The organism is Saliniramus fredricksonii (assembly GCF_900094735.1).
Classification (GTDB): Bacteria; Pseudomonadota; Alphaproteobacteria; order Rhizobiales; family Beijerinckiaceae; genus Saliniramus; species Saliniramus fredricksonii.
The window spans coordinates 1,067,953-1,086,110 of the sequence record NZ_FMBM01000001.1 but is presented as its reverse complement, the minus strand read 5'-3'; the positions used below and the strand labels follow the sequence as shown (position 1 = coordinate 1,086,110).

The 18,158-nt window shown below is 65.5% G+C and carries 17 protein-coding genes; 5 read left to right on the top strand and 12 right to left on the bottom strand.

Going from position 1 to position 18,158, the window contains the following annotated elements:
- Positions 1-26: 26 nt before the first annotated feature.
- The 9 genes from GA0071312_RS04975 to tkt form a co-directional block, all read right to left on the bottom strand.
- Positions 27-668, bottom strand: coding sequence for a non-canonical purine NTP pyrophosphatase (locus GA0071312_RS04975; protein WP_074443832.1), 642 nt, complete (start codon positions 666-668; stop codon positions 27-29).
- Between the two features lie 47 nt (positions 669-715).
- Positions 716-1,753, bottom strand: a complete 1,038-nt coding sequence (gene obgE, locus GA0071312_RS04970; RefSeq protein WP_074443831.1) for a GTPase ObgE — start codon at positions 1,751-1,753, stop codon at positions 716-718.
- A gap of 71 nt (positions 1,754-1,824) precedes the next feature.
- Complete coding sequence (locus tag GA0071312_RS04965) at positions 1,825-2,463, bottom strand: GNAT family N-acetyltransferase (RefSeq protein ID WP_074443830.1); 639 nt, start codon at positions 2,461-2,463, stop codon at positions 1,825-1,827.
- 198 nt (positions 2,464-2,661) lie between these two features.
- A complete protein-coding gene (gene rpmA / locus GA0071312_RS04960) occupies positions 2,662-2,928 on the bottom strand; it encodes a 50S ribosomal protein L27 (RefSeq protein ID WP_074443829.1) in 267 nt (88 codons plus the stop codon).
- 53 nt (positions 2,929-2,981) lie between these two features.
- Entirely contained in the window at positions 2,982-3,404 is a 423-nt protein-coding gene (gene rplU / locus GA0071312_RS04955; protein ID WP_074443828.1) for a 50S ribosomal protein L21, read from the bottom strand.
- A 216-nt stretch (positions 3,405-3,620) separates the two neighbouring features.
- Positions 3,621-4,640: a class I fructose-bisphosphate aldolase gene (locus GA0071312_RS04950; protein WP_074443827.1), complete on the bottom strand. Its 1,020-nt coding sequence runs from the start codon at positions 4,638-4,640 to the stop codon at positions 3,621-3,623.
- Positions 4,641-4,686: 46 nt separating this feature from the next.
- Positions 4,687-5,883, bottom strand: coding sequence for a phosphoglycerate kinase (locus tag GA0071312_RS04945; RefSeq protein ID WP_074443826.1), 1,197 nt, complete (start codon positions 5,881-5,883; stop codon positions 4,687-4,689).
- 90 nt (positions 5,884-5,973) lie between these two features.
- Positions 5,974-6,981 carry a type I glyceraldehyde-3-phosphate dehydrogenase gene (gene gap / locus GA0071312_RS04940; protein ID WP_074443825.1) on the bottom strand — a complete coding sequence of 336 codons (1,008 nt, stop codon included), beginning with the start codon at positions 6,979-6,981 and terminating at the stop codon, positions 5,974-5,976.
- A gap of 53 nt (positions 6,982-7,034) precedes the next feature.
- Entirely contained in the window at positions 7,035-8,996 is a 1,962-nt protein-coding gene (gene tkt / locus GA0071312_RS04935) for a transketolase (RefSeq protein WP_108721801.1), read from the bottom strand.
- Positions 8,997-9,348: 352 nt separating this feature from the next.
- On the opposite strand from tkt, the gene GA0071312_RS04930 reads away from it, so the two are divergent.
- The 3 genes from GA0071312_RS04930 to pal all read left to right on the top strand — a co-directional run bounded on the left by GA0071312_RS04930 (position 9,349) and on the right by pal (position 12,128).
- Entirely contained in the window at positions 9,349-10,044 is a 696-nt protein-coding gene (locus tag GA0071312_RS04930; RefSeq protein ID WP_074443823.1) for an SDR family oxidoreductase, read from the top strand.
- Positions 10,045-10,193: 149 nt separating this feature from the next.
- Positions 10,194-11,354 carry an aminotransferase gene (locus GA0071312_RS04925; protein ID WP_420819950.1) on the top strand — a complete coding sequence of 387 codons (1,161 nt, stop codon included), beginning with the start codon at positions 10,194-10,196 and terminating at the stop codon, positions 11,352-11,354.
- A gap of 264 nt (positions 11,355-11,618) precedes the next feature.
- Positions 11,619-12,128 (top strand): peptidoglycan-associated lipoprotein Pal, encoded by a 510-nt coding sequence (gene pal, locus GA0071312_RS04920; protein ID WP_074443821.1) that lies wholly within the window; start codon positions 11,619-11,621, stop codon positions 12,126-12,128.
- A gap of 43 nt (positions 12,129-12,171) precedes the next feature.
- Here the strand turns inward: pal and recR are convergent, their stop codons facing one another.
- Positions 12,172-12,777: a recombination mediator RecR gene (gene recR / locus GA0071312_RS04915; protein WP_074443820.1), complete on the bottom strand. Its 606-nt coding sequence runs from the start codon at positions 12,775-12,777 to the stop codon at positions 12,172-12,174.
- Positions 12,778-12,793: 16 nt separating this feature from the next.
- A complete protein-coding gene (locus tag GA0071312_RS04910; RefSeq protein ID WP_074443819.1) occupies positions 12,794-13,114 on the bottom strand; it encodes a YbaB/EbfC family nucleoid-associated protein in 321 nt (106 codons plus the stop codon).
- Between the two features lie 286 nt (positions 13,115-13,400).
- Between GA0071312_RS04910 and gyrB the strand changes: the two genes are divergently transcribed.
- Positions 13,401-15,827: a DNA topoisomerase (ATP-hydrolyzing) subunit B gene (gyrB, locus tag GA0071312_RS04905; RefSeq protein ID WP_074443818.1), complete on the top strand. Its 2,427-nt coding sequence runs from the start codon at positions 13,401-13,403 to the stop codon at positions 15,825-15,827.
- Between the two features lie 243 nt (positions 15,828-16,070).
- Positions 16,071-17,786 carry a PHA/PHB synthase family protein gene (locus GA0071312_RS04900; protein WP_074443817.1) on the top strand — a complete coding sequence of 572 codons (1,716 nt, stop codon included), beginning with the start codon at positions 16,071-16,073 and terminating at the stop codon, positions 17,784-17,786.
- Here GA0071312_RS04900 and GA0071312_RS04895 read toward each other — a convergent pair.
- Positions 17,768-18,076 carry a hypothetical protein gene (locus tag GA0071312_RS04895; protein WP_074443816.1) on the bottom strand — a complete coding sequence of 103 codons (309 nt, stop codon included), beginning with the start codon at positions 18,074-18,076 and terminating at the stop codon, positions 17,768-17,770. The genes GA0071312_RS04900 and GA0071312_RS04895 overlap by 19 nt on opposite strands.
- Positions 18,077-18,158 lie beyond the last annotated feature (82 nt).

The window sequence follows — 18,158 nt, the reverse complement described above, 5'->3', positions numbered from 1 at the left end:
TAGCCTGTCGGCAGCTTTTGCGCGGTTCAGCGCGGCTCCAGGCAGGCGCGGGCCAGCGCGACGAAGGCGCGGGCGCGGTGCGAGAGCGCGTTGTCGGGCGCGGCCAGCCAGTCGATTCCGTGCTTTTCCTGCGCGCTCATCTCGCCGAACGAGCGCGCGGACCCGTCCGGCACGAACATGGGATCATAGCCGAAACCTTTCTCGCCGCGCGGCGGCCAGATGACTGCGCCATGCACCCGCCCCTCGAAGATCTCCTCGTGCCCGTCGGGCCAGGCGACGACGAGGGCGGAGACGAAGTACGCGCGCCGCTGTTCGGGCGCCGTCGCGCCGCGCTTTTGCAATTCGCGCTCGACCTTCTCCATGGCCGGGGCGAAATCCTTGTTGACCGCCCAATCGGCAGAGAAAAGGCCCGGCGCGCAATCGAGCGCGGCGACGCACAGGCCGGAATCGTCGGACAGCGCCGGCAGCCCCGTCGCCTGGGCTGCGGCATGCGCCTTGATGGCGGCATTTTCGGAAAACATGTGCCCGGTCTCATCCGGTACCGGCAGTCCGCGCTCCCCCGCCGATGTCGCCTCGATCCCGAAAGGCGCAAGCAATTCGCGCATCTCGCGCAGCTTGCCGGCATTGTGGGTGGCGATGATGATGGTTCCAGAGAGCTTGCGGGCCATGAAATTTCCCTCAGGATGTCTGCGTGATGGAGATGCGGGCGGTGCTCTCAGACCGGCGACCAGGTCGCCTCCTTTTCCGAGCGGATCGCGTCGCCACGGGTTTCCTCGATGGTGCCGGACAAGGCCCGCAAGGCCTCCGTGACACCGGTCCCGGTCGCCGAGGAGAGCAGCAACGGGGTCTTGCCGCAGGCGCGGCGCAGGCGGTCGCGCTGCTTCTTCAAGGTATCCGGGTCGAGCGCATCGGTCTTCGACAGAGCCACGATCTCGGGCTTGTCGGCGAGCCCGTGCTCATAGGCCTCGATCTCTTCGCGCACGGTCTTATACGCCTTGCCGGCATGCTCGCTGGTGCCCTCAACGAGATGCAGGATCACCCGGCAGCGCTCGACATGGGCGAGGAAGCGGTCGCCCAGCCCCACGCCCTCATGCGCGCCCTCGATCAGACCGGGAATATCGGCGAGCACGAATTCACGCCCGTCGATCCGCACCACGCCGAGCCCGGGATGCAGGGTGGTGAAGGGGTAATCCGCGATCTTCGGCTTCGCCGCCGTGACGGTGGCGAGGAAAGTCGATTTGCCGGCATTGGGCAGGCCCACCAGCCCCGCATCGGCGATCAGCTTGAGCCGCAGCCAGATCCAGCGCTCCTCGCCATCCTGACCGGAATTGGCCCGGCGCGGGGCGCGGTTGGTCGAGGAGACGAAATGCGCGTTGCCGAAACCGCCATTGCCGCCACGTGCGAGCCGGATGCGCTGGCCGATCTCCGTGAGATCGGCGATCACCGTCTCACCGTCCTCGTCGAGGATCTGCGTGCCGGCCGGCAGCTTGAGCACCACATCCTCACCCGAGGCGCCGGTGCGGTTGCGGCCCATGCCGTGCACGCCCTTCTGCGCCTTGAAATGCTGCTGGTAGCGATAGTCGATCAGGGTGTTGAGCCCCTCGACGCATTCGGCCCAGACATCGCCGCCGCGCCCGCCATCGCCGCCGTCAGGACCGCCGAACTCGATGTATTTCTCGCGGCGGAACGAGACACAGCCCGCCCCGCCATCGCCGGAACGGATGAATATCTTGGCCTGGTCGAGAAATTTCATCGTCTTCGTCTTCACTATGCAAACCGCCCCGGACGAGCCGGGGCGGTGGAGGGTGGCTTGCGCCGTTGTGCTTATTCCGCCGCTTGCGGCAGATCGTTTTCAGTGCCCGCGCGCGCCGTCAAGCCCCGAAGGAGCGATTGCGACGCGCGCAGCGGCTTTTCCTGCTGCGCCTGCGCCTCCTGCCGCCATTGCGCCCGCGTCATCCGGAAAGTGTCGGCGCCGTCGCCGGGAGCCTGCTCGAAGCCGGACTTGGCCAGAACCCGCCGGGAGGCGGGGTTGTCGAGGGCGGCGCGCGCCTTCAGCACCCGCGTATCCGCGAAACGGAAGGCGGCATCGCGCATCGCTTCGACGGCTTCGGTCATGAAGCCCTCACCCCAATAGGGACGACCGATCCAGAAGGCGAGCTCCGGTTCGTCCGGATCCCGGTCGGGAAACACCCCGATCACCCCGATCGGCATGGTCTGGCGCGCCTTCGGTGCGATGGCGAGCATCAACCCCGCGCCTTCCATGTTGGCATGGCGCGCGGAAAGGATGAAACCGTCGGCGCCGCCATGCGGATAGGCACGCGGCAGCTTGGTCATCATGTCCGCGACCTCTTTGGCCGCGGCGAGATCCTCTACGGCTCGGGCGTCACCATGGCGCGGCCAGCGCAGCCAGAGGCGGGCGGTCTCGAGACGAAAGACGTCATCACGGGTCAGGTCGGGGAACATGCATTCAGCTCCGATCTCGCGGATTCCGGATTGGCCGGGGAAGCCGCTTGAAAACGACGAAAGGGAGGTGGCGTTCCACCTCCCCCGGGGTCTGTCGGAGCTCTCTGGCGAGGCATTGTGCCGCATCTGGAGCTTCTCGACCGCCGGGGGGTGTGGGACCCGGCGGGAGCTCCTTCGTCGGACTTCGCTCTCGCCGGTTTACTCTGCGGCCTCCTGGGCCGGTACTACGGATACGATCGATCGGCCGAGTTTCTTGCCGAACTGCACGCGCCCTTCACAAAGCGCGAAGATCGTATGATCCTTGCCGAGGCCGACATTCACCCCCGGATGCACCTTCGTGCCCCGCTGGCGAATGATGATATTGCCGGCCGCGACGCGCTCGTTGCCGAATTTCTTCACGCCGAGACGGCGGCCTTCGGAATCGCGACCGTTACGGGACGAGCCGCCTGCCTTTTTGTGTGCCATGGGTCTACTCCCCTCAATGCTACTTGCGTGTGACGCCCGGTGACGGTCGCGTCTTACGCGGATTTCTCTTCAGCGGCGGCATCCCCGGAAACCTCGGCCTCGGCGGGGGCTTTCTTCGCGGCAGTCTTCTTCGCCGTCGCCTTCTTGCCCGAGGGCTTGGCCCCGTCGGCGAGGATCTCGGTGATGCGCAGGGTGATCAGGTCCTGGCGGTGACCGCGCTTGCGCTTCGAATTCTGGCGGCGACGCTTCTTGAAGGCAATGACCTTCGGGCCGCGGGTCAGCTCGACCACCTCGGCCACGACGGAAGCACCTTCGACCGTGGGCGCACCGACCTTCACGTCGTCGCCATTGGCCAGCATCAGCACATCGGTGATCGTGACGCTCTCGCCCGCAGCGGCGGGAAGGCGCTCGACCGTAATCACATCATCGGCGGCGACGCGGTACTGCTTGCCGCCGGTCTTGATCACTGCGAACATCGTTTTTTTCCTCGTGTTCGATCCGGCTCTCCGGCGGCTTGCGACCGTCGGGACCGGCTTCTTTGCAGTTTCCGGCTATCATGAATGCGCACCACCGAAGCGGCGCACGGCGCATGCAAAACGTGCAAGTCTTGCTGAAGCGCCGTGGCTACGACAAGTGGCTCGCGTTGTCAAGATCCGCGCCGGCCCTGCCCGCAGGCTCGGCACGCCGCGTGATCAGGCGCTCTCGAGATCCTTGCTCCATTCGCCGAGCGAGGCCAGCCCGTTCATCCTGGCGCGATGCGCAAAGGCCTTCTGTGCGGCGGGGATATTCTCCTTCTTGCCGGACCAGGCCTTCTGCGGCGCGGCCTGGAGGGCGCGGCCATAGGAGAAGGTCATGTTCCAGGGGAAGCCGCCGATCCTGTTCATGGCATCGAGATGCGCCGTGGCCTGCTCGTCGGACTGGCCGCCGGAGAGGAAGGCGATGCCCGGCACCGCGACGGGGACGCAGCGCTCCAGCACCATGATGGTGCGCTCGGCCACCTCCTCGACTGAAACCTGCTTCGCGCTCTTCTTGCCCGGCACGATCATGTTCGGCTTGAGAATGGTGCCTTCGAGCACGACACGCTGCTCGTAGAGCTCCTCATAGACCGTCTTGAGCACCCATTCGGTGACATCAGCGCAACGCTGGATGTCGTGATCACCATCCATCAGCACTTCCGGCTCGACGATCGGGACGATATTCGCCTCCTGGCAGAGCGCCGCATAGCGCGCCAGCGCATGGGCGTTGGTCTTGACGCAGGTCCAGGTCGGGATGCCGTCGGCGATGTCGATCACCGCACGCCATTTGGCGAAGCGGGCGCCGAGTTCATGATAATCCTTCAGCCGCTCACGCAGACCGTCGAGGCCCTCCGTCACGGTCTCGCCGGGGCAAGCGGGGAGCGGCTTGGCGCCGGCATCGACCTTGATGCCCGGGATCGAGCCCGCCGCCTCGATCAGCCTGACCAGCGGCGTGCCGTCGGCGGCCTTCTGGCGGATGGTCTCGTCATAGAGGATGACGCCGGAAATGTTCTCCTTCATCGCCGATTCGGTGCGAAAAAGCATTTCGCGGTAGTCGCGGCGGGTTTCTTCCGTGGATTCCACCTTGATCGCGTCGAAGCGCTTCTTGATCGTGCCCGAGCTCTCGTCAGCGGCGAGAATGCCCTTGCCGGGGGCGACCATCTTTTCGGCGATATCGGTCAGTTGATCCAGATTCATCACGTTTCATCCCCTCAAATAGCGAAAACAGCGCCGGGAACCGGCATCAACTCTTGCGCAAGGCCGCGACACCGGGGAGCACCTTGCCTTCCAGCCATTCGAGGAAGGCACCGCCGGCCGTCGAGACATAGGTAAAATCATCGGCCACACCGGCATGGTTGAGCGCGGCAACCGTATCGCCGCCGCCCGCGACGGTGATGATCGCCTTCGCCTCGGTGCGCCTTGCGGCATAGCGCGCGGCATCCACGGTCCCCTTGTCGAACGGCTTGATCTCGAACGCACCGAGCGGCCCGTTCCAGACGATGGTGCGCGAATCGCTCATCGCCGCCTTGACCCGCTCCACCGAGGCGGGGCCGAGATCGAGAATCATGCCGTCTTCCGGAATGGTGTCGATCATATGGACATTGCTGGCGGCACCCGCCTTGAATTCCTTTGCGACCACGGCATCGACGGGCAGGATGACCTCGCAGCCGGTCTCCTTCGCCCGCGCCAGGATCTTTTGCGCGGTCTCGGCCAGATCGCGTTCGGCCAGCGACTTGCCGACGGCGACGCCGTTGGCATGCAGGAAAGTATTGGCCATGCCGCCGCCGATCACGAGCTTGTCGACCCGACCGACGAGATTTTCCAGAAGGTCGATCTTGGTGGAGACCTTGGCGCCGCCGACAATGGCGCAGACGGGACGCGTCGGCTTTTCGAGCCCCCTGGTCAGGGCTTCGAGCTCCTTCTGCATGGCGCGGCCCGCATAGGCCGGAAGCAGATGGGCGAGACCCTCCGTCGAGGCATGGGCGCGATGGGCCGCCGAGAAGGCGTCATTGACGTAAAGATCGCCGTTTGCAGCCAGTGCCTTGGCGAAGTCCGGGTCGTTGTTTTCCTCGCCTTCGTGAAAACGGGTGTTCTCCAGAAGCACGATCTCGCCGTCATCCAGCGCATCGACGGCGGCCCTGGCCGCCTCGCCGATGCAATCGTCGGCGAAGGCGACCTTGCGGTCGAGCACCTTGCCCACTGCGTCCGCGACCGGGGCGAGGCTCTCGCTCTCGACCTTCTTCCCCTTGGGACGTCCGAAATGCGCCAGCAGCACCACACGCCCGCCCTTGCCGGCAATCTCGCGAATGGTGGATGCGACACGTTCGATCCGCGTCTTGTCGGTGACGCGGCCTTTCTCCATGGGCACGTTGAGATCGACGCGCAGCAATACGCGCTTGCCCTGAAACGAGACGTCGTCGAGGGTCTTGAAATCGCTCATCAACAGGGCTCCGGAACTATCAGCGGAAAAGGGAAGCGGGCCGGCGCAGGCTTCCGGGCGACCTGCAGGCCGCCCGGCACGTTCACGGCTTCAGAGGGTCTTGCCCATCAGCACGGCGGTATCGGCCATACGGTTGGAGAAGCCCCATTCGTTATCGTACCAGGAAACGACGCGCACCAGCTTGCCGCCCGTCACCTTGGTCTGATCCATGTGGAAGACCGAGGAATGCGGATCATGGTTGAAATCGATGGAGACGTTGGGCTCGAGCGTGTAACCGAGCACGCCCTTCATCGGGCCGTCTGCGGCCTGCCTGATCGCGTCGTTGATCTCGTCGATCGTGGTCTCGCGCGCGGCGACGAATTTCAGATCGACCACCGAGACATTCGGCGTCGGCACGCGGATTGCAGCTCCGTCGAGCTTGCCGTCGAGTTCCGGCAGGACCAGCCCGACCGCCTTGGCCGCGCCCGTCGAGGTCGGGATCATCGAGACCGCCGCAGCGCGTCCGCGATAGAGATCCTTGTGCATCTGGTCGAGGGAGGGCTGGTCGTTGGTATAGGAATGGATCGTGGTCATGAAACCATGCTCGATCCCCACCGCATCATTGAGCACCTTGGCCACCGGCGCGAGGCAGTTGGTGGTGCAGGATGCGTTCGAGATGACGAGGTGATCCTTCGTCAGCTTGTCGTGGTTGACGCCATAGACCAGCGTCAGATCCGCCCCCGATGCCGGCGCGGAGACGATCACGCGCTTCGCGCCCGCTTCCAGATGCGCCGCCGCCTTGTCGCGGGCAGTGAAGATGCCGGTGCATTCGAGTGCGATGTCGACGCCGAGTTCCTTGTGCGGCAATTCGGCGGGATTGCGCACCGCCGTCACCTTGATCGGGCCGGAGCCGACATCGATGGTGTCGCCATCGACCTTGACCTCGCCGGGATAGCGGCCATGCACCGAATCATAGCGCAGGAGATGCGCATTGGTCTCGACCGGGCCGAGATCGTTGATGGCGACGACCTTGATATCCGTACGCCCGCTCTCGGCAATGGCGCGCAGGATGTTGCGCCCGATGCGCCCGAAGCCGTTAATGGCGACCTTAACCGTCATGACGTCAATCTCCCTGTCAAATCTGTCTCAACCGCTTTGCGCTCAACCGGCCCTCAGCCGTTGTGGCGCGCCGTCACCGCATCCGCCAGCTTCTCCGGCGTGATGCCGAAATGCTGGTAGAGATCCTTGTAGGGCGCGCTCGCACCGAAGCTCGCCATGCCGACGAAGATGCCGTCTTCCCCGATCACGGCATCCCAGCCGAACCGCACACCCGCTTCCACCGCCGCCCGCACCGGCGCCTTGCCGATGATGCGTGCGCGCACCTCTTCGGGCTGCGCCAGGAAGAGATCAAGCGAAGGCACCGAGACAACGCGCGTCGGCGTTCCGCGTTCATCCAGAACCGCCTTTGCCTGCAAGGCGATCTCGACCTCGGAACCGGAAGCGAACAGGCTCGCCTGTGCCTCGCCCTTCGCCGGCGCGATCTCGTAGGCCCCGAAAGCGCACAGATTATCCGCCCCGCCCGTCTCACGCGATTGGGAGAGACCCTGACGGGTGAGCGCCAGAATGCTCGGCCCGTCCGTGCGCTCCAGCGCGAGCTGCCAGCATTCCGCCGTCTCGATCGCGTCGCAGGGGCGGAACACGCTGATATTGGGCATGCCGCGGAAGGCGGAGAGATGCTCGACCGGCTGGTGCGTCGGCCCGTCCTCGCCCAGACCGATGGAGTCATGCGTCATGATGAAGACCGAAGGCAGCCCGGAAAGCGCTGCGATGCGGATCGCCGGGCGGGCGTAATCGGTGAAGACGAAGAAGGTCGCGCCGGCGGGACGCAGCCCGCCATGCAGGGCGATGCCGTTCATCGCCGCAGCCATGCCGTGCTCGCGAATGCCGTAGTGGATATAGCGACCGGCGAAATCACCGGGCTTCACCGGCACGGCGGCCTTGGTCTTCGTATTGTTCGACGGCGTCAGATCGGCGGAGCCCAGCGTCAGTTCCGGCATGACCGGGGTGATCGCTTCCAGCGCCATCTCGCTGGCCTTGCGGGTCGCTACCTTGGCCGGCTCGGCGGCGAGCTTGTCCTTGAGCGCGGTGACCGCACCGGCGAGACCGGCGGGAACCGTGCCCTTCAGGCGACGCTCGAATTCGGCGCGCGCAGACGATTCCAGCTTGCCGATCCGGGCCTGCCAGTCGGCGCGGGCCTGTGCGCCGCGGCGCCCGGCTGCTTCCCAGGCCTGCTTGATCTCCTGCGGGATCTCGAACGGTGCGTGCGGCCAGTCGAGCGCCTTCTTCGCGCCCTCCATCTCCTCGGCGCCGAGCGGCTCGCCATGGGCCTTGGAGGTGCCGGCGCGGTTGGGGGCGCCGTAGCCGATCGTGGTCTTGCAGGCGATCAGGACCGGGCGGTCGGAGGTCTTCGCCTCCGCGATGGCCTGCGAAATCGCCTCCGGATCATGCCCGTCGACGCGGATACCGCGCCAGCCGGAAGCCTCGACGCGCTTGATCTGGTCGGTGGAATCGGCGAGCGAGAGCGGCCCGTCGATGGAGATGCCGTTATCATCGAAGAGCACGATCAGCCGATTCAGCCTGAGATGGCCGGCGAGCGCGATCGATTCCTGGCTCACCCCTTCCATCAGATCGCCATCGGAAGCCAGCACGAAGGTGTGGTGATCGACGAGATCGGCGCCGTATTCGGCGGCGAGCATGCGCTCGGCCAAGGCCATGCCGACGGCGGTGGCAATGCCCTGCCCGAGCGGGCCGGTCGTGGTCTCGACACCCGGAGTGACGAAATTCTCCGGGTGCCCCGGCGTCAGCGAATGCAGCTGGCGGAAATTCTTCAGCTCGTCGATGGTTACGCCCTTCACGCCGGTCAGATGCAACAGCGCGTAGAGCAGCATCGAGCCGTGGCCGGCAGAGAGCACGAAACGGTCGCGATCGGGCCAGGCGGGATCGGCGACATCATATTTCAGATGCTCGGCAAACAGCACGGTGGCAATATCCGCAGCGCCCATGGGCAGCCCGGGATGGCCGGATCTGGCTTTCTCGACGGCATCCATGGCAAGAGCGCGCACGGCATTGGCCATCTGCGAATGGGAGACGGGCGTCGAAGAGGTCTGGTCGGTCACTGGTTCGCTATCCGTTTTGCTCGCGTGGCGCGGCGCATCCGGTGCTGCCGCCTGATCCTCGCAGATCGCGGCGCTGCAAATCGCGGCGCTGCAAGGCGTGCGGGGTGATTAGCATGGCCGGGGCGCGAGTCAACGCCGCGCGCACGAAAACCGGTGCCGCAAACGCGAAAACCGGTCGCAGGCCCGTGATCGACCGATCCACGGCCTGCGGATGGGGATAGCACGCATGCGGCCTGTCTCAGCGCGCGCGGTGACCCCGGCTTGTGAGCGTCTATCCTGCTTGCGAAAAATCCAGCGGGAGGACGGTAATATGGAACGGATTCTGATCACGGGCGGCGCCTCAGGCATCGGCGCGGCCTGCGCAAAGCGGGCGCGCGAGGACGGATACGAGCCGATCGTCATCGATCGCGTCGGCGGGGACATCCAGGCCGACCTGTCCGATCCGGAGGCGACGGCGCAGGCGATCGAGAAAGCATTATCGGGCGGCTCCATCACCCGGCTCGTCAACAATGTCGGCGTGGTGCGCCCCGCGACGCTGGAAGAGCAGACCTTCGCCGATCTCGATGCCACGGTGCAGCTGAATCTGCGCTGTGCCATGCAATGCGCGCAGGCGCTCTTGCCGGGGATGAAGGCCGCAGGGTTCGGGCGCATCGTCAACATCGCGTCGCGCGCGGCGCTCGGCAAGGAACTGCGCACCGCCTATGCCGCGACCAAGGCCGGCCTGGTCGGCATGGCCAAGACCTGGGCGCTGGAGCTCGGCCCGCACGGCATCACCGCCAACGCGATCGGCCCCGGCCCGATCCGCACGGAACTGTTCGAGCGCGCCAACCCGCCCGGTGATCCGCGCACCCAGGCGATCATCGACGCGGTGCCGGTGCGCCGTGTCGGCGAGCCGGAGGATATCGCGCATGCGGCGAGCTACCTGCTTGATGCCCGCTCCGGCTTCATCACCGGGCAGGTGCTCTATGTCTGCGGCGGCATGACGGTGGGATCGGCGAGTTTGTGACGGGCGCGAGCCTGCATTGGCGTCGGTGGCGGGACTCCGGGTGAGTATTTCACGGCGATAAGAATTTCCATCCGACGAGAATTTCCACTTGGCATGGAGGCGATGCGTTCGATATAACGGACCCGGCGTTTGAATGAAGGAACGAGGCCATGGTCCAGCCACGCATGAATTCGGTTCTCTCCGGCATGCCGACGACGATCTTCGAGGAAATGTCGCGCGTCGCCCGCGAGACCGATGCGGTCAATCTCGGCCAGGGCTTTCCCGATGATCCGGGCCCGCAGGATGTGCGCGAGCGCGCGGCAAAAGCCGTGATCGAGGGCTGGAACCAGTATCCGCCCATGCTCGGCCTGCCCGTCCTGCGCGAGGCCATCGCGGCGCATTACAAGCATTGGCAGGGCCTCGATCTCGATCCGCAGAACGAAGTGATGGTCACCTCCGGCGCCACCGAGGCTCTGGCCGGGGCGCTGATGGCGCTGATCGAACCGGGCGACGAAGTGGTTCTGTTCGAGCCGATGTATGACGCCTATCTGCCGCTGGTGCGCCGCGCCGGTGGTGTACCGCGCTTCGTCACCCTGCAGCCACCGCATTTCGCCATCACCGAGGAAGCGCTCGCCGCGGTCTTCTCGGAAAAAACGAAGGTCGTGCTGTTCAACAACCCGCTCAATCCGACGGGCACCGTGTTTCCCGCCGCGCAGCTCGATCTGCTGGCGCGCTATTGCGTCGCTTTCGACGCGATCGCCCTGTGCGACGAGGTCTGGGAGCATATCGTCTTCGACGGATTGCAGCATCTGCCGCTGATCGCGCGTCCGGGCATGCGTGATCGCACCGTCAAGATCGGCTCTGCCGGCAAGATCTTCAGCCTCACCGGCTGGAAGGTCGGTTTCGTCTGCGCCCAGCCCGAGATCCTCAAGGTGCTGGCGAAAGCCCACCAGTTTCTCACCTTCACCACGCCCCCCAACCTGCAGGAGGCGGTGGCTTACGGATTATCGAAGGAAGACGGATTCTTCCATGGGCTGCGCCGCGACTTGCAACGCTCGCGCGACTTCTTCGCCGCCGGGCTGGAGCGGCTCGGCTATCGCGTGATCCCGGCACAGGGCACCTACTTCCTCAATATCGATATCGGCGGGGAAGACGACGTCGCCTTCTGCCGGCAGCTGGTCAGCGAATACGGTGTGGCGGCGATTCCCGTCTCGGCCTTCTATGCCGAGGGCGCGGTGCGCAATGTCGTGCGCTTCTGCTTTGCCAAACGCGATGCGACCCTCGATGCCGCCCTCGCGCGCTTGCAGGGTCTGGGCGTCGACGCCGCCTGACAGGGCGCCGGCATGCTGCTGCAGGGAGGCGGAAGAGCCCCTGCCGGAACTTCGCCCCGCCCCCGCCCGATGCCGGTCCGGAAACCGTCGCGCTTTTGCCGCAAAGCCGAGCGAAAGCCATGCTATTGCGGTTTCACGACAAAGTGACTGCCGCAACGCTTGCGGGAAACACTTCATCAAGGTTGATGAAATCTTCGCTTAACGTCTTCACGCTACAACAGCCGCGACGCCCCATCGGACCTGCGTCAAGGAGTCGGTCTCGTCATGTTTGCTTCCATCACCCTGTCGCGCGGCCTGCGTATCGCCGCGCTCTTTGCCCTCGGTCTGACACTCGCCGCCTGTGCGCGCGGTGCGGAGGATATCGCCGGCGCCGGCGGGTTCGGTGCGGGCGGGGCGGGCACGCCCGGCTCGACGCAGGATTTCACCGTCAATGTCGGTGATCGCGTCTTCTTCGACACGGATTCGACCGATCTGAATGCCAGCGCCATCGCCACGCTGAACCAGCAAGCGGAATGGCTCAACCGCTATCCGCGCTATACCTTCCTGATCGAGGGTCATGCGGACGAGCGTGGCACCCGCGAGTACAATTTCGCCCTCGGCGCCCGCCGCGCCCAGACCGTGCGCGATTATCTGGCCTCGCGCGGCGTCGATGCCGATCGCATGCGCGTGGTCTCCTACGGCAAGGAGCGCCCCGTCGTCGCCTGCGCCGAACCGGGGTGCTGGGCCCAGAACCGCCGCGCCGTGACCCTGCTCGACGGTGCTGCGGGTTCCTGATCAGGCATGACGCCCCGGGGCGCGAATGCATGCCCGGGGCTCTCTAAAAGGCGGTACGGGCGCGCAAGGCCGCCCCGAGCGTGCCCTCGTCGAGATAATCGAGCTCGCCGCCCACGGGCACTCCGTGGGCGAGCCGGGTGATCTTCACCGGCAGGTGGCGCAGGGAATCGGTGAGATAATGCGCCGTGGTCTGCCCGTCGACGGTGGCGTTGAGGGCGATGATGATCTCCTCGACGCCCGGCTCGGATGCACGCGCGACGAGGCCGGCAATGCTGAGCTCTTCCGGGCCGATTCCGTCCAGGGGCGAGAGCACGCCGCCGAGCACGTGATAGCGCGCATTCAGGATGCCGGCGCGCTCGAGCGCCCAAAGATCGGCGACATCCTCTACCACCACGATGATACGCCCATCGCGCTCACCATCGGCGCAGATGGCACAGGGGTCGCTGGTATCGATATTGCCGCAGACCGAGCAGGTGACGATCCGTTCCGCCGCCGCCCGCGTGGCGTCCGCGAGCGGGGTCAGCAATTGCTCGCGCTTCTTGACCAGATGCAGCGCCGCGCGCCGGGCCGAGCGGGGCCCGAGCCCGGGAAGGCGCGCGAGCAGCTGGATCAGGCGCTCGATTTCGGGCCCGGCAGAGGCTTTCGGCATGGCGTTGGCGCGTGCCTCAGAACAGCTTCATGCCCGGAGGCAGCGGCAGGCCCTCGGTGATCTCGGCCATGCGCTCCTGCACCTGACGCTCGCCCTTGGCCCGGGCATCGTTGACGGCGGCGACGACGAGATCCTCGACGATTTCCTTCTCGTCGGCATTCATCAGGCTGGCATCGATGGAAACGCCGCGCATCATGCCCTTGGCGCTCATCGTCACCTTGACCGCGCCGCCGCCGGCCTGGCCCTCGACCTCGATCTCGTCCATCTCCGCCTGCATCGACTGCATGCGTTCCTGCATGGCCTGTGCCTGCTTCATCAAACCCATCAGATCCTTCATCGCGATTCTCCGCCTGCGCCGTGACCGGCCCTCGGGACAGCTATACGCGCTCGCGCCGGGCCGGTCGAGGGGGCGCGAGGCCGCGCCGGGGGCGCCGGGGCGCATTGCGAGGGGATGGAATGACGCTTCGGTGAAAGAAAGCTGTTGAACCTGCGCTCCGAGCATGGTTCGTCAGGGCTTGAGACCGTGAAAAAGTCGTGATCCATGATTAGATTGAGCGTAAGCGAATCAGACGAAGCGCCCGCCGGGCAGCGCAGTTGCGCGGATGCTTCCCAGGGAAAGATTGATGGCTGAACCAGCAGTATCACCCAATGACGACGCCTATGGCGCGGAATCGATCAAGGTCCTCAAGGGGCTCGACGCGGTCCGCAAACGTCCGGGCATGTATATCGGCGACACCGATGACGGTTCGGGCCTGCATCACATGGTCTACGAGGTGGTGGACAACGCCATCGACGAGGCGCTGGCGGGCCACGCCACGGAGGTCAACGTCATCCTCAATGCCGATGGTTCGGTCACGGTCAACGATAACGGGCGCGGCATCCCCACCGACATTCACAAGGGTGAGGGCATCTCGGCGGCCGAGGTGATCATGACCCAGCTGCATGCGGGCGGCAAGTTCGACCAGAACAGCTACAAGGTCTCCGGCGGCCTGCACGGGGTGGGCGTGTCGGTGGTGAATGCGCTCTCCACCTGGCTCAAACTGCGCATCTGGCGCAACGGCAAGGAGCATTTCGTCGAATTCCGCCACGGCGTGCCGGTCTCGCCGCTCGTCGTGGTCGGGGATTCCGAGGGCAAGCGCGGGACGGAACTCACCTTCCTGGCCAGCCCCGAAACCTTCACCATGACGGAATACGATTACGACACGCTGGAGCACCGCCTGCGCGAACTCGCCTTCCTGAATTCCGGCGTCCACATCATCCTCACCGATAACCGCCACGCGGAAAAGAAGCGTGAGGACATGATGTATGAGGGCGGCGTCGTCGAATTCGTGCGCTATCTCGACCGGGCCAAGCAGCCGCTCGTGTCGGAGCCCCTGATGCTGCGCGCCGAGCGCGACGGGATCGGCGTCGAGGTCGCGCTTTGGTGGAACGACAGCTACCACGAAAACGTGCTCTGCTTTACCAACAACATTCCCCAGCGCGACGGCGGCACCCATCTGGCGGGTTTCCGCGGCGCGCTGACGCGCCAGATGACAAGCTATGCCGAGAGTTCGGGTCTGACCAGAAAGGAAAAGGTCTCCCTCACCGGCGACGATTGCCGCGAGGGGCTCACTGCGGTGGTCTCGGTGAAGGTGCCGGATCCGAAATTCTCCTCCCAGACCAAGGACAAGCTGGTTTCCTCGGAAGTGCGCCCGGCTGTGGAGAATGGCGTCAACGAAGCCCTGCGCGACTGGCTGGAGCTCAATCCGCAGGAAGCGCGGATCATCATCGGCAAGATCGTCGAGGCCGCCGCCGCCCGCGAGGCGGCACGCAAGGCCCGCGAGCTCACCCGGCGCAAGGGCGCGCTCGACATCGCCTCCCTGCCCGGCAAGCTCGCCGATTGCCAGGAGCGCGACCCGGCCAAATCCGAGCTCTTCATCGTCGAGGGTGATTCGGCAGGCGGCTCGGCCAAGCAGGGCCGCGCACGCGAATACCAGGCGGTGCTGCCGCTCAAGGGCAAGATCCTCAATGTCGAGCGTGCGCGTTTTGATAAAATGCTCTCATCCCAGGAGATCGGCACGCTGATCACGGCGCTGGGCACCGGCATCGGGCGCGAGGAATTCAATCCGGACAAGCTGCGCTACCACAAGATCATCATCATGACGGATGCCGATGTCGACGGCGCCCATATCCGGACCCTGCTCCTGACCTTCTTCTTCCGCCAGATGCCGGAACTGATCGAGCGCGGGCACCTCTACATCGCCCAGCCGCCGCTCTACAAGGTCTCGCGTGGCAAGAACGCGATCTACGTCAAGGACGAGCGCGCGCTCGAGGATTACCTGATCGATCTCGGCACCGTCGAAGCCAGCCTCGATCTCGCCAGCGGCACCTCCTTCCAGGGCCAGCAGCTGGTGAAGCTGGTCGAGGAGGCGCGCATCGTGCGCAACACCATCCGCGCCCTGCATTCGCGCTATTCGCATTTCGTCGTCGAGCAGGCGGCGATCGCGGGTGTTCTGCGCGCCGACATCGTCGACGATCCCGAGCGCGGGCCCCAGGCGGCGGAATATGTCGCGCGGCGCCTCGACATCCTCTCGGAAGAGACCGAGCGCGGCTGGCAGGGGCGCATCGAGAATGGCGGCTACGTCTTCACCCGCATGGTGCGGGGCGTGACCGAAGCCCAGGTGCTGGATGCCGCACTGCTGGAATCGCAGGAAGCCAAGCGGATCGACGAATTCGCCACCACCCTGCAGGAAGTCTACGGCCAGCCGGCGAAGCTCGTGCGCAAGGGCGATGCCAAGGCGATCTACGGCCCGATGGCCCTGTTCGAGGCCGCCACCAGTTTCGGTGCGCGTGGCGTCAATCTGCAGCGTTACAAGGGTCTGGGCGAGATGAACCCGGATCAGCTCTGGGAGACGACGCTTGATCGCGATGCGCGCTCGCTGCTGCAGGTGAAGGTCAAGGACGTCGCCGATGCCGATGATCTCTTCGTCAAGCTGATGGGCGACGTGGTCGAGCCGCGCCGCGAATTCATCCAGGACAACGCGCTCACCGTGGCCAATCTCGACATCTGACGGCATATCGCCCCCGACATGACGAACCGGTCGCTTTCCCCGGCAGAGCGACCGTTGGCGTTGCGCGCGCGGTCGGCCTCGAACCGGCGGCTCGGGCTCTCCCGTCATGGCGCCCGGGCGACAACGAAAGTGGCGTCGATCTTGCCTGACTCGCATTCCGGCGGCGCCGATGACGCAAAAGCGTCGTGAAACCATGCTTTGAAGGCATGAACGGCAGCAGGATGCTGCGGGAAGAGGCAACACATGGTCAATTTTCAGAAGAACGCAGAACGCGCACAGATCCTGGACCGGATGGCCGGCGCCGGGATTGCACAGGCAACGGGCGGGATCGCGCCGACGGCGCTGATCAATGCCTGGACGGATTGGGCCCTGCATTTCGCGCTTTCGCCCGGAAAACAGGCCGATCTGGTCGACAAGGCATGGCGTGACGCATCCCGCCTCGCCCTCGGCATGCAGCCGGAAACCGCGACCGGCACCGACCGCCGCTTCGCTGCGCCGTCCTGGGACGATGCGCCGTTTCGCCTGATGCGCGACAGTTTCCTCGCCAGTGAGGATTGGTGGCGCGTGGCGACGACGCAGACGCGCGGTGTGGCGCCGCAGAACGAAGCCATGCTGAGCTTCATGGTCAGGCAGATGCTCGACGCGGTCGCGCCGTCGAATTTCGTGCCGTTCAACCCGGAAGTACTCGCCCGCACCCGCGAGACCGGCGGCTCGAATTTCGTCGAGGGCGCCCTGCATGCCATCGAGGATGCGACGCGCGCGGTGCAGGCAAAGGCGGATGTGGCGCCGGAGGCCGGTGATTTCCGTGTCGGCGAGACCATGGCCACGACACCGGGCAAGGTGGTGGCGCGCAACCGGCTGATGGAGCTGATCCAGTACACGCCGACAACGGAGAAGGTGCATCCAGAGCCGGTGATGATCGTCCCGGCCTGGATCATGAAATACTACATTCTCGACCTGACGCCCCAGGAATCACTGGTGCGTCATCTCGTCGATCAGGGCTTTAGCGTGTTCATGCTGTCCTGGCGCAACCCCGATGCTGATGATCGCGATTGCGGCATGGCGGATTACCTCGATCTCGGCCCGCGCGCGGCGCTCGACGCGATCACCGCGATCACGGGGGCCGAGCGCGTGCATGCGGCGGGCTATTGTCTGGGCGGCACGCTGATGGCGATCGCCGCCGCCGCGATGGCGCGGGACGGGGATGAACGCCTCGCCTCACTCTCGCTCTTCGCCGCCCAGACCGATTTCACCGAAGCGGGCGAACTGAGCCTGTTCATCACCGAGGGGCAGGTGGCGCTGCTCGAGGACATGATGTGGCGCCAGGGTTATCTCGATTCCAGCCAGATGGCCGGTGCCTTCACCATGCTGCGCTCAAACGACCTGTTCTGGACGCGGATGGTGCGTGATTATCTGCTGGGCGAGCGGGTCAGCCCCAATGCGCTGATGGCCTGGAATGCCGATGCGACGCGCATGCCCTATGCCATGCATGCGCAATATCTGCGCTGGCTCTTCCTCGAGAACCGGCTCGCGCACGGGCGTTACGAGGTGGACGGGCGCCCGGTCGCACTCAATGATCTGCGCATCCCGGTGATCGGCGTCGGCACCGAGACGGATCATGTCGCACCCTGGTCCTCGGTCTACAAGTTCCAGCGCCTGACCGAAACGCAGACGACCTTCATTCTCACCAATGGCGGCCATAATGCCGGGATCGTCTCGCGTCCCGACCATCCGCGCCGTCATTACCGCATCCATACCACCGAGCACGATGCGCCCTTCGTTGATGCGCAGAGCTGGATGGAGCAGGTGCCGGTCCGGCAGGGCTCGTGGTGGCCGGCCTGGGCGGAATGGCTTGCCGCGCGTTCCGCAGAACCCGTTACGCCACCCGCGACCGGCGCTCCGGAGAATGGCTATCCGCCACTTTGCGATGCGCCGGGAACCTACGTGCTGCAACGCTGAACCGGAAGGGGGCTTACGCGGCCCTCCCCGGCATCGCGGTTCGGGCAGAAACGCGGCCAGACCGATGCCGGAACATCCGCGCAATCGGTCACACCGGACCGGCGCATGACCCTATCCGCCACGCGCGCATCGCGCCAGGTGCCACAATCACGGCTCTGCCCGCAATCGCCGCAGGCCACGGGCAGCGCCGGTGTGCCGTCGAGATCGGTCATGGCGTAGCCGAGGCTGCGCAGCATGTCGTCGAGATAATCGCGGTGCGCCACGACCCGCCGCGTCAGTTGATCGCTCATCGTCTTTCCCCCGCATGTCGCATGTCCGGGATCAGCCCGCGGGGGCCGGGCTCGAGAGCGACACATGATCACGGGGCGGCGC